Origin of the sequence: Candidatus Methanodesulfokora washburnensis (genome assembly GCF_003947435.1) — an archaeon.
GTDB lineage: Archaea > Korarchaeota > Korarchaeia > Korarchaeales > Korarchaeaceae > Methanodesulfokora > Methanodesulfokora washburnensis.
On sequence record NZ_RCOS01000143.1, the window covers coordinates 18457 to 30456 of the forward strand.

Genomic DNA, 12000 nt, shown 5'->3' on the forward strand with positions numbered 1-12000 from the left:
ATTAAAGATATCAAAGAAAGATTGTCATTTCATTTCTGAAAGGGAGGTCATAAGAGTATGAGTGTTTTGCTGAATGTCTTTGAAACACCTTTGCAAAATTTTAAGGTTTGGAAGATACCAATAGTAGCTGATCCGAGGGTCATTTCTCAGGAGATAAGGGAGCTCTCGCAAAAAAGAGTTGCCGACTGCAGTTTTAGCAACGGATTCCTGTATTTCAAGGGAGAGCCTGAAAAGGTAATAGAAGAACTACAAAAAGAATCTATTATTGTTAGCCAACCCCCTGAAGAAGTCATTTTATCGCCTCAAAGGGAGGGGAAGATCATTAGAGACCTATTATATTCATCTTTTGAAGGAATCCTTCACAAAAAAGGATGGCGTGCTCCTATTGGGAAAAGAAAGAGAGCTCTTCCTGAAGCTTACGAAAGTTACAGAGATTTTTATCTAGAATTGGGAGAAAATGTAACAGTAATTTTCGGTTTAAAATATATGTTCGAAGTTAGTTCTAGAAATAGCTTGAGATTGTGGCTTGATGTTTACGCTCCTCTCTGGTCAGCAGCTGAGAAGCACTTTCTTAACAAAAAGGATATTGATGCAAAGTTAAGGGAACTATACGTCCAGAAAGCACTACTACGTCCAAAAGACAGATATAAGAAAACGCTTAAGCTTATCGAAATCCTTTTCGGAGATGAAATCATCGAACTAGAATTCTGCGATGATTATTGCCTTTCTTTCTCTAAAGAAATGTATATAGTTTCTCCCAGTGCAGAAGAAATGGGAAGTGAAGTCTCTCTCTCCTTCAACATAATTGAGGAACCTAATCTGCGATTCAAGCTTGGTTTCTCAGGGAATCCAAAAGACATAATGTGGCTAAAAGCTTACGGATACGGAGCATCCATTAGAGAGTTACATATAAAGGCAATAATAGATGAGTCCACAAGGGAAGACTTTCTCAACTTTTTCAAAAAATTAAGAGATGGTTTTTATGGGAATTATACGCGCTGGCCAGGATTTCAGACGGTAACTGGTGCTGAGCTTTCCTTTGATGATAAATCTGACATTATATACCTCGATAATCCTTCGAGGGAGGCTATTCAGAATTGCTTACTTCGGGTCTTCTCTGAGGGTAGTGGTAAAACTGATAAAACGGTTACCTTGCTGGTAGTTCCTGAGTTACTGAGCAAATTTTACTATGAATTTAAAGCACTTGCCTTACAAAAAAGTATGCCTCTTCAAGTGATTTTAGAGAAAACTTTGAAGAAGGAACCTTTGGAATTTACACTAATGAATATTGGTGTGGCGTTATACACAAAGGGAGGTGGCATACCATGGATTCTGAAGAATTCCTTAACGCAGACGCATAGTCTCTTCGTAGGAATATCTTTCCACCTAGATCACGAATCGAAGAACATTTATTATGGCGTAATGGAAGTCTTTGATAAATTTGGAAAACATTTGGAAGGTAAAATACGAATGTATAGTTCTCCTAATGAGATAAAGAGTGTTCGAGGGCTATATATTCCAAGAGAAGATGCTGAGAAAATTCTCACCGAGCTGGTAAGAGTTTATAATCCACATGAGATAATTTTTCATAAAAGTGCTCCATTTCATGATGAAGAAAAAGAAGCTATAGAAAATGTGTGCCAAAATAAGGGAATACCCTATTGCTTAGTTCACATTGAAAGAACAAATCCTTATAGAATTTATCGCATGAAGGGAGGAGACTTTACACCCATTCGCGGAACAATCATATTCGATGCAACCAATGAAAGTAGAGCTATATTAAGCACAACAGGGCACTCAATATTAAGTCCTAATCGATTAAGGCTATGGAGCGGAATTGGAACACCAAGACCTCTTGAGATAGTGCTTGAAAAGAACACAACTCAGCATAACCTGAGGGAGATTGCTGAGCAAATTATGGCCATGACAAAGCTTGATTGGAACACGATAGAAGTTTCGGTAAGATCCCCAATAACGTTGAAATATTCTAACAGAGCTGCGAATATGGCCCCCTACCTAAAGAAAGAAATAGTAAAAGGCCCGATAGAAATTACCGACATTAGATTTCTCATGTAACCAATTAAGCCTAAAGGCATCTACAAGCGAAACAGAGCATGAAATATAACTTTTTGAACCTCTTATAAAGGGATTTATTCTCCTTATCTACCCCCTTGCGTGCGCGGTTGAAGCTCTTTTAGTCGGAACTCTTCTGCAACAGCTCTCCATAACTTAGTTAGTACATACATTTTAACTAGCTGAGATAATGATATAAACCTGCATTCTTCTCTTATTATATCAAATGCTGGTGATTTTATCTCTTCTTCATATTTATATCTTTTATTTTCCTCTGCTACTACAAACATTGTATGAATAAGTGCTCTAATCTTAGAAAATTTTAATAAAGCCTCCTGAATATTACCACTAATAACCACTTCGAATGCATAAAAGCCGATCTTTGACTTCCACAGAACATCTACCCTACTTAAAGGATCAAGAATCTCTTTGCCAATATCACCACTTAACTCATCCTTATTCATACTCGCAAGATCCTCAAGCCTAATTCCATTACACTCTTTTGAGGAATCTGCCGTATAAACCTCAAAACCGAGTAGCCTGCCTATTTCCAGCAAAAGCATCTCGGCACATTCGTGAGTTATAGGAAATGATGGCTTGGCTGGTTCAAGAAGTTCCTCTATAGATTGTTCTAAATTTTTAATATTACCTAATAGTTTGGCTGCTATGTCATGCTTGCTCTGCACAACCTCTTCCTTTTGTTTCTCCCCAAGAAAACTGAGAACACCTTCAGGATTTTTTACTTTTGTAAATCCACGCACAACATATTCCTCATTATAACCGGCCGCTCTGTTCAACTGATCCAGCGGAATATCCACCTCCTCTGCTTTAGATAGAAATATGAGGTAAGGCCATGTCTCCCTGTTTCTTGCATCCCTTCCCCACACAATCTCAGCTATCCTTCTTGCTTCATTCAGCTGTTCCTCTGACTCCTTCAAGGGATAGGTGAAAGCTACATCCCCTCTGAAGATAAACTTGCCCCCACCGTAGAAGAGAATAATATCCCCTTCCTTAACATCCTTCCATATCCTTATGTTCTTGGCAGACTGCTTGACTCCCCACATTTTGATAGGAGGACTTATTTTTCCAATTAACTTGATGAGATTCTGTTCTTTCGGATTTATTTCCTCAAGAGAAATTCCTTCCTTTATACTTTTTTGTATACGAGCCGCGGAACCTGGAGCTAGAAATACATTGGGCATTGATAATAAACGGGGCAGAACTTAGAAAAACTTTTCGACAAATTACTGAGACCTTATTATGCTCTCATACTCCTGCTTTGTTAGATACTTTCCTCCCACTGTTATGAACCTCTTCGGCTTTACTACTTTCTCGTATTTCCTTATGTTCTCAAGCTCTAAAACCAGAAATGTCACATCCCTGTATGCTCCTCCCCTTTTCCTGTCCTTTAGAGGCCTTGAGTAGCTTCTTGCTTCCTCCCTTGTTATGAAAACCCTCTCTCCATATTTCCTGTATATATCGTCGAGCTTCATCATCTCGATCCTTTTTATCGTAGCTTCTCCAGCAATGCCCCTTATCTCGTGGGATGAGTAGAAAAGGATCTTTTGCCCCGGCTTAAGCTGTTTGAAGCATGTTGGGTGCTTTATGAACACGTCTTTTCCGGTAAATATCCTCTGCAGCAGGTTAGAGGGAACAGGATATATAACACCCATGATCTCGCTCAATATAACACCCTGATTTTTGGTGGAAGAAAAATAAATAATTTATCTTCTGAGATGCTATATGCAGTCTATTGAGGTATCACTGTCATCAGTCTTTGGTATAGGTAAAGTTTAAATAGTGTTTGTTTACTCGAGTTAGTTGATGGGAGAAACGAGCTCAGCTTTTTCTGTGGATGCTGAGGAAATTGCGAAAGAAATTCAGGAGGTTGCACGTGAATCAATAACAGAGGAAGATCTAAAACAAGGTGTTGAATACATCCTCAAAAGCAAGGTCATTGAAAAACTGAAGGAGGTAGAGAAAACCGAAATCCCATATGCCTCATGGAGACCTCCAAGGGCAAGGTATGAGGTTACACTTGTCTCAGGGATTAGACCGGATGCGCTTTATGGCCACCTTATAATAGAGTACGAGAAGCCTAAAACATTTGAAACTAAAAGCGGCTTTGAAAAAGCAGTGGAGCAGGTTAAAAGCTATATTAGGGATCATGCTGAGGTTGAGGCTCGTTTTCCACGTTACTTTGGTGTGGTCCTAGATGGCTATAAGATAGGCTTTGTGAGGTATAGGGAGGCAATAAAGGGATTTGAAAGCAAGGGACCATTCGATATCAATAAGAACACAGTAGCAAAGCTCATTGAAGCCATTATAGGGCTTAGAAGGAAGGCCTTAAGTGCGGAGGAGCTTTTAAAAGACTTTGGACCTGAAAGCCAGGTAGCTAGGGAGAGCATTAAAACCCTTTACAGTAAGTTACTGGGGACATCGCCTAGAACTCAAACCCTCTTTGAGGATTGGAGAAGGGTTTTCTCTCAGGTATGTGCCTACAGCCCGGAGAAAATTAGAGGACTAGAGGAAATTTATGGGTTTGGCAAGGGAAAAGCGGATCCAGAGAAATTACTGTTTGCCCTACACACCTACTATGCATTGATAATGAAGCTTCTAGCGGCTGAGGTTGCAGCCCTATGCATAGCTCCTAAGCTTTGGTCTTATCTGAGGGTCTTAGAAGATGCATACTACAGAGGGCATGAGAGATTAAAGGAAGAGCTAGAAGAGCTTGAGGAAGGAGGGATCTTCGTTACGCTTGGAATAGTGAACTTCATGGAGGCGGACTATTTCGCATGGTATTTAGACGAATGGGATGAACAGGTAGCAAAATGTGTAATTGACATTATAAGCAGGCTCTCAGACTATGATCCTACTGCCGCCGAGCTTGAGCCTGAGAGGATTAGAGATCTTTTCAAGAGATTGTATCAGAACTTGGTTCCAAAGAAGATTAGGCATGACCTGGGAGAGTACTATACCCCTGACTGGCTTGCAGAGCTAATTTTAAATGAGGTTGGATGGACTCTAAAAACCTTTGAGAAAGTCAGGGAAGAGAAGAATGATCTTCTAGCTCCCCTTGATCTCAGACTCCTCGATCCGGCATGCGGAAGTGGAACATTCCTTGTCTTAGCGATAAGTAGACTTAAGCAGTACATTGAAGAGCACTGGATAGATAAAGGTGCGGCGCTAAGAAAAATAACAAAGAATGTTGTAGGCTTTGACTTGAATCCATTAGCTGTAGTTGCATCAAGAACAAACTATCTCATAGCTCTAAGCGATATGCTTAGGGAAAAAGGAGCTGAGCCGATAGAGATACCTGTCTATCTGGCTGATTCAATACTTGTAGAAAGGAGGGAAACGCTTGCAGGAGCAGCGTACATTCTGAAGACGGCTGTGGGAGAGTTCAGTGTTCCAATTAGTATAGTGGAGAAAGGGTTGCTAGCGAAAGCTTTAATAGTGATAGAGGAGGGTGTGAGGAAAAATTATAGCTTAGACGAGTTTAAAGGAAGATTACTAAAGGAAGTAAGCCTTGAAGAGGGTGAGGCTTCGATTCTTACAGGGCTTTTTATGATGTTATCAGAACTTGAGAAAAAAGGTAAAAACAGAGTGTGGACTAGGATCCTAAAGAACTCCTTTGCACCTTTCTTCGTAGGGAAATTCGATTATATAGTAGGAAATCCTCCTTGGATTGCTTGGGAGAATTTGCCAGAAGATTACAGGGAGCGAATTAAGCCCCTCTATAACATGTATAACTTAATGCCTAAAAAGATACAAGCAAAAGTAAAACTGGATCATTCGATGTTGTTCAGCTATATAGTGATGGATCGATATTTAAAGGAAGGAGGTTATTTCGGCTTTCTTATTACACAAACAGTTTTTGTATCCATAGCAGGAGAGGGTTTCAGAAGATTCTTGTTACCAAGTGGTGTTCCTCTTAAGGTTCTCAAAATACATGACTTAGTTGAGTTGCTACCCTTTGAGGGGGCTCAAAATAGAACCTCGGTATTTATTATAAAAAAAGGCGAAAAAACATCATTTCCTATTCAGTACATTAAGTGGAGGATGAGGAAACTATGAGAATCGACCAGTCAATGTCTCTAGACAAAGTATTAGCACAAACCACGAGGATATGTCTGTATGCCGAGCCAATAGCACATCCCACTTCACCTTTATTGCCATTAGAGAGGGGACTTCACGAAAAGTTACGAAAAGCTATACGGATTTCGCCCTATAGGGCATATGAGGGTATTGGACTTACACCAAGAGAGATATTCATTGTTAAAGTCTTAAGAAAAGTCGGAAACAATGTGATTATAGAGAACAGAGTGTGGTCGGGAGCTAAAAAGCAGATTAGTAAAAAAGTAATTCAAGAAGTCGAAGCAGAACTTGTTTATCCAGTACTTCTTGGTAGAGATGTTGGAAAATATGAGATAAAGTGGAGGAAAACTTATTCAGTAATCATCTATGATCCTAAATCTGGAAAAATCTTACCTGAACATAAGGCTAAAATTAATTATCCACGTGCATTTTCCTTTTATTTCAATTTTAAACATGAGTTGGAAAGCGCTGCCAATTATAAGAATTATGGCAAAGGTCAGCCCTTTTACTTTATTTACCGAATGGAAGATCGAGTTTTTGCTCCAGCTAAGGTTGTATGGAGAGAAGTGGGCACCCGAATAAATGCTGCAGTAATTACAACGTTGAAAGATCAACAAATTGGTGAAAAAATCCCTCTTCCCGACTATACTTGCGTATATGTTCCGTTATCTAATGAGGACGAGGCATATTATCTTTGTGCTATCCTAAATTCCATGATTTCACGATTAGTGACGTCATATGTTCATCTTCATCCCGATCCTCATGTATTAGAGCATTTTTACATCCCTAAGTATGTCAAAACAGATGATATTCACTCAAAACTAGTGAAGTTGTCCAAAATTGCCCATAAAATTGCGGATAGAGATAAAGGAAAATTAGCGAAAGTTGAGGAGGAGATAGACAAGCTCGTTGCACAACTCTATAGTATATCCGAAGACGAGCTTAAAGAGATTAGGAAGTGTTTAGCTATGCTTGAAGGTGAGGAGTATGAGGAAGAGTTTGAGGAGACTGTTGAACTTCCACCAAGCATGCCAGATGTATCCTTAAGAAATAACGTCGTTGAAGAGAAAAAGCCCTTCAATGTTGATGTTGTAATTTCTAATCCGCTTGAGGAGCCTTTAAGGAACGTTTACATTAAACTTACGACGTTCGATAACCGCACGGTCGAGAGGAATTTTGAAGAGGTTAAAGGCGAGGTATCATTCCCGCTAAGCTTTGAAGGCTTAAAAGCTGGAGAGTATAAGGTTAAGCTTACTTTTGAGTACGTTATAAAGGATGTTCCAAAGAAAGTTGAGAAGGAACTGACAATTTACGTAAAGGGCCCTGAAGTTAAGCATGCTGAGAGGAACTTTAAAATCGAAGACTTAGGTGTCTAATCATGGGTATGGATGAGCTTAATGCAAAGCTGAGGTATGTTTTTGGCGACGTTGTTGTTAGGAAGGACGTTGTGCTGTACCAGGAAGTTGCTAGGCTCCCACGGTTTATATCAGAATATCTAATTTCAAGTCTTGGAAAGGAGAGACCTACCAGGGAGGATTTAGAGAAGATAGCCGATCTAGTTTTCAGATGCTTTCCCGAGCCCAGGGATAGGGATAAAGTTCTTCATGACCTGATGAAACTGGGTGAGTACAAGGTTATAGATGAGGTGAAGGTTTTCACGGACGTTTCTTCAGGAACGCACAGGGCCTTTCTCTGGAATCTGGGGTTAGAATGTGCAATCACAGACGAACTTCTTGAGAAATATGAAAATCTCCTCAGACAGGGCCTTTGGGGTTTGGCCAAGCTTCAATATATTTCAGATACTGAGGAAGGCTACGTGACCGTTGTGGACTTTCTTCCATTTCAAATAGCTAAGCTCGATATGAAAGCCTTCATGGATGGTAGAAGGGAGTTTACGACCAATGAATGGATCGACGTTCTTATTAGTACCATAGGATTTAACCCTGAACCCTTACCTTGGAGGAAAAAGCTTGTCATTCTATCTAGGCTTATCCCCTTAGTAGAGCCAAATGTTAACATGATGGAGCTTGGACCAAGGAACACAGGCAAAACATACACGTACCTTAACACGTCGCACTACACAAGGATATTTTCAGGAGGAAGGATAAGCCCAGCTGTTCTCATATGGAACCTTGCGAAGAACATTCCTGGAGAGATAACAACAAAGGACTGTGTTGTATTTGATGAAATAAGTAAGGTGGAATTTTCTAGTGCGGATGAGATGATGGGCAAGCTAAAGCTTTACATGGAAAGCGGTTTCATTGAAAGAGGAACAAGAAGAGGTATAAGCCAATGTTCTCTAATGTTTATGGGAAACGTGGACGTAAAGGGGGAGATGCCGATAGAAGATTTCACATACGTCCTTCCGGAGGTCATGAGAGATCCGGCATTCATAGACAGAATACACGGCTTTATCCCTGGCTGGGAAGTACCTAAGATAGGAAAGCTAGATGCTTATATTTCAAAACATTATGGCTTTGTGACTGACTATTTCGCCGAGGTATTACATGAACTTAGAAAGAAAACGGAGTTCTATTACTATATCTCAGAAGAAGTTGAGCTTTCAAATGTAACCGGGAGGGATGAAAAAGCAATAAAGAGGATTGCAAGTGGTTTGCTAAAGCTAATCTCGCCCCATGGAGAGTTTAAAGAGGAAGAGCTTAAGATAGCGTTAGATTTAGCCGTTGAATATAGGCAGAGAATTGCGGACTGGCTTCATTTCATGCGTCCAGGTGAATTCGAGAGAAAAAAGATAGGATATAAAGTTAAATAATCCTTTTTAGTATATCATCTTCCTCATCTTCTGGGATAAAGTGCTCTCCTCCTTTATTTTGAACCTCTCCTTTACCTCCCTCCTGCTCACAGCGTGCTCCCTATCGAATGCCCCTCTCTCCAGGAGGAACTGCAGTATCCTCCACTCTATGGCCTTATCCATCGTGATCAAGTAGATGTACACGTTATGTTTTATTACTTTTTTGACGGTGAGTTTCGGCCTCATTTCCTTACTTCAGCTACCTTTCTGCTACAATCCGTTAGACGGCTGAAAATAGAGGCTATACTACCTCCCCTGTCTGAATATAGGTTTATAAGGAAGACGTGGAAGATAAAGACCTTGGTGGCTAGAGGAAGATCCAAGAGAAAGGAGAGCAGCTGGCTGGAGAGGAACTGGTGGGTAGTAGCAGCCCTGATCTTCTTCTTAGTGCCCTGTATAGTCTTCCCTCCGCTCATATTCAGCTTCCTCTTCCTCTTGATTTATGTGGGCATTATCATCGGGTTACTCGCTTTTTTCCTGAGCCTCACATACATAGGTGCAAAGATCGATGAAATGCGAGATAAGGGCAGCACTGTCCCCGCTATCCCCTACTCGGGATCCCATGAGAAGAGGCCGAGGCACTCCGAGAGGGCTGTTTTAGAGGACACCAAAATAATGGTGAGAAAGGTGGACAGGAGGAGGGGGATAAAGAAAGAGGCGTACATGAGGAAGAGAAGTTATGCGTTTAGACTCTGAGTATTCGAAATGGGACATGATGAAGAGACTTTTGGATACAGCTGCTGAAGTTATCAAAGGAGATGTAAAGAGGTGCCCTATCTGTGGTAGCCCGACTGTAGACCCAGCCTATGTAAAAGAGCAGCTTTCAGAGGTCATAAGTAAACTTCAGAAACTGGAGAGGGAGATTAAGAACCTTCAGAATGAGAGGGATAAGCTAACGAATGCATTGGAGATATCAGGAAAGTTAAGAAATAAAGAGAATAATATTAGCTACGAAATTAATTATCTTGATAGTGAAATAAAGAGGATCAAAAGAGAAACCGAACCATATGAACCTATTGCAAAGACACGTGAAATCGAGCTAGAGGAGTTTAAGAGGAAGAGAGAGGACATTCTAAATGAGCTTAAAGTCCTAGAGATGTCGATTAAGGATATCAGCGATGAGCTGGGAAGGGTATCCGGAAAACTAGGCGAATTAAAAGAGAAATGGGATACACTAGAGGGAAAACTGGATGAAATTAAGAGGGAATTGGGATCCCCTGAGCATCTAGAGATAGCAAGTACAAAAGTACCCGTTGAGAAAGCTGTTGAGATCTGCCCTTACTTGATCAAGTCATTGGAACAGCTCATAGAACATCTCACGGATAAAATTGAGAGGCAAAAAGCGGACTTTGCTAAGAGGTTCAATGATGCTATCTCACGTTTATTGAGGGATCTACAGTTTGAGCTTGATGCTATGATAGATCCCAATACCCTAGAGCTCATAGTGAAGAGAGAGGGGAAGATCCAGAGGCTGACTTCACTCAGCCTCTCAGAGAGGGCAGCACTGGCCTTGCTCATTCAAATAGCACTTAAGGAGGCGTTCCTTCCGGATATCCCGCTTTTCCTTGTGGATGAGGTAATTCTTGGATTCGATAGGTCTAGAGTGGAGAGGATAATCAATTATCTTCTTGAGATGGCCAAAAACAAGGGAATGACAATAGTGCTGACTAGGCTGTCAGACAAAGAGGAAGTCAGGGTTATAACAGATGCTTCTTCTAATTTCTCTCTTCTCCCTTAAATTATTTTTTATACTATTACGAATAAAGATTACAAGCAATGAGGTGTGCTGGAAATGGCCGAGGATTCATTTTTCCAGATGTTTCTGACAGAGATTTCCAAGCTGAGTTCTATATCCATAGCCTTTGACGATTCCTTTAGGGATGTTTACCTTTCCTTTTGGCATGAGTTTGATGGCAAGAGCGAGGAATTGCCTAGCTTTGTTGTAGCTGACGGCAGTTATGCTCACACAACTTTCAGAGGTGGAGTTAGAGCTGCTGTAGCTAGGGCTATTGCCAATGTTTACAGTCATAATAGCCTGATCGGGGACGTCTGCGATGTAGATGTTAGGGTTGGGCATGGGCTTAAGCGTATCTCACTTTACATGAGGGCTCTGGAGTTTAAATGCTTAAAAAGAGCTCTAGAAAGCTATAGTGAAGTGCAAATGGCCTTATGTGATGGCGATCTTTATCCAATAATCCCTCCAGTTCTGGTAAAACTTGGGGATCAGGAAGTTGAGGCTTATGCGGAGTACTTAAACGCATTTTATGATCTTTACAAGCTCGCAGCTGAACGTAAGCTTCTGCTTATCGGAGTTACAAAGGACAGCTTCGTGAACTATCTTGGTGTGAAGATCCTCAGCACTTTCATCTCCCAGGAAAATCCCATTTTAGGCAGGGAGCTGTCACGAGTAAGAAGCGTAAAGAACATCTTGAAGAAACTCTCTGAAAGCAGGGATCAGCTGAAGAACTGCGATGCATATCTCAAGGAGGCTGGAAGGATGTTAATGTCCTCTGATGAGGAGATATTCGATGATTACGCAAATAAGTCGGGTTTTACGCATCCACTTGTCCTAGCACCGCAACCAATCTATTTGAGCGAGGAGATAAAAGCAGGAACAAGAAGGTGGGCGGATTCAAAGATCAGAAGAAGGCTATTAGCTGCAGGGCATCCGTTTAGCAAAATTGCAGAGGCTTTTGACAGGATTTGTGAGCTGCCACCAGTTGTCATGTCTTATTGGAGGCCTTGGCATGGGATTGGCGTTTATAGGATTGACATAGGAGGCTGGATTCTTGGATTAAATTCTGATTGGGGCTCTGTGGAAGGTGATTATTTTCTAGAAGGATCAACAGATAAGCTCAGGGAGGTCATTGCAGTATTGAACAGCTTAAGCCCAGAACCGTTCACAATTAAGCCTCTTCTTGATGTGGACGACCTTGTCAGGTTCAGGACTGACATCTATAAGGAGTGCTACGAGCCCCTTATCATAGAAGCCTTGAGAAGAGCTGGGCTGAAGGCTG

Annotated in this window: 10 protein-coding genes; 7 read left to right on the forward strand and 3 right to left on the reverse strand. The window is 41.0% G+C overall.

From position 1 onward, the window contains the following. The first annotated feature begins 57 nt into the window (after window positions 1-57). Window positions 58-2076 carry a Piwi domain-containing protein gene (locus tag D6D85_RS12410; RefSeq protein WP_125672361.1) on the forward strand — a complete coding sequence of 673 codons (2019 nt, stop codon included), beginning with the start codon at window positions 58-60 and terminating at the stop codon, window positions 2074-2076. A gap of 83 nt (window positions 2077-2159) precedes the next feature. Here D6D85_RS12410 and D6D85_RS12415 read toward each other — a convergent pair whose 3' ends face one another. After that, entirely contained in the window at window positions 2160-3011 is an 852-nt protein-coding gene (locus D6D85_RS12415) for a hypothetical protein (protein ID WP_125672362.1), read from the reverse strand. A gap of 306 nt (window positions 3012-3317) precedes the next feature. Further along, entirely contained in the window at window positions 3318-3758 is a 441-nt protein-coding gene (locus D6D85_RS12420) for a DUF365 domain-containing protein (RefSeq protein ID WP_125672363.1), read from the reverse strand. Between the two features lie 139 nt (window positions 3759-3897). On the opposite strand from D6D85_RS12420, the gene D6D85_RS12425 reads away from it, so the two are divergent. From D6D85_RS12425 to brxL, 3 genes are read left to right on the forward strand one after another with little or no spacing between them, the layout of a single operon-like run. After that, on the forward strand, window positions 3898-6150 hold the full coding sequence (locus D6D85_RS12425) for an Eco57I restriction-modification methylase domain-containing protein (RefSeq protein ID WP_237558850.1): 2253 nt from the start codon (window positions 3898-3900) through the stop codon (window positions 6148-6150). Further along, complete coding sequence (locus D6D85_RS12430) at window positions 6147-7547, forward strand: hypothetical protein (protein ID WP_125672365.1); 1401 nt, start codon at window positions 6147-6149, stop codon at window positions 7545-7547. The genes D6D85_RS12425 and D6D85_RS12430 overlap by 4 nt, the downstream gene beginning before the upstream one ends. 2 nt (window positions 7548-7549) lie before the next feature. Next, on the forward strand, window positions 7550-8944 hold the full coding sequence (gene brxL, locus D6D85_RS12435; RefSeq protein WP_237558849.1) for a BREX system Lon protease-like protein BrxL: 1395 nt from the start codon (window positions 7550-7552) through the stop codon (window positions 8942-8944). Between the two features lie 6 nt (window positions 8945-8950). Here brxL and D6D85_RS12440 read toward each other — a convergent pair whose 3' ends face one another. Beyond that, entirely contained in the window at window positions 8951-9169 is a 219-nt protein-coding gene (locus D6D85_RS12440; RefSeq protein ID WP_125672366.1) for a hypothetical protein, read from the reverse strand. Window positions 9170-9286: 117 nt separating this feature from the next. Here D6D85_RS12440 and D6D85_RS12445 point away from each other — a divergent pair, with 117 nt between their 5' ends. The 3 genes from D6D85_RS12445 to D6D85_RS12455 form a co-directional block, all read left to right on the forward strand. Beyond that, entirely contained in the window at window positions 9287-9679 is a 393-nt protein-coding gene (locus D6D85_RS12445) for a DUF2975 domain-containing protein (protein WP_125672367.1), read from the forward strand. Next, entirely contained in the window at window positions 9663-10721 is a 1059-nt protein-coding gene (locus tag D6D85_RS12450; protein WP_125672368.1) for a hypothetical protein, read from the forward strand. The genes D6D85_RS12445 and D6D85_RS12450 overlap by 17 nt, the downstream gene beginning before the upstream one ends. 54 nt (window positions 10722-10775) lie before the next feature. After that, a partial coding sequence (locus D6D85_RS12455) for a DNA double-strand break repair nuclease NurA (protein WP_133308320.1) occupies window positions 10776-12000 on the forward strand: 1225 nt, incomplete at its 3' end.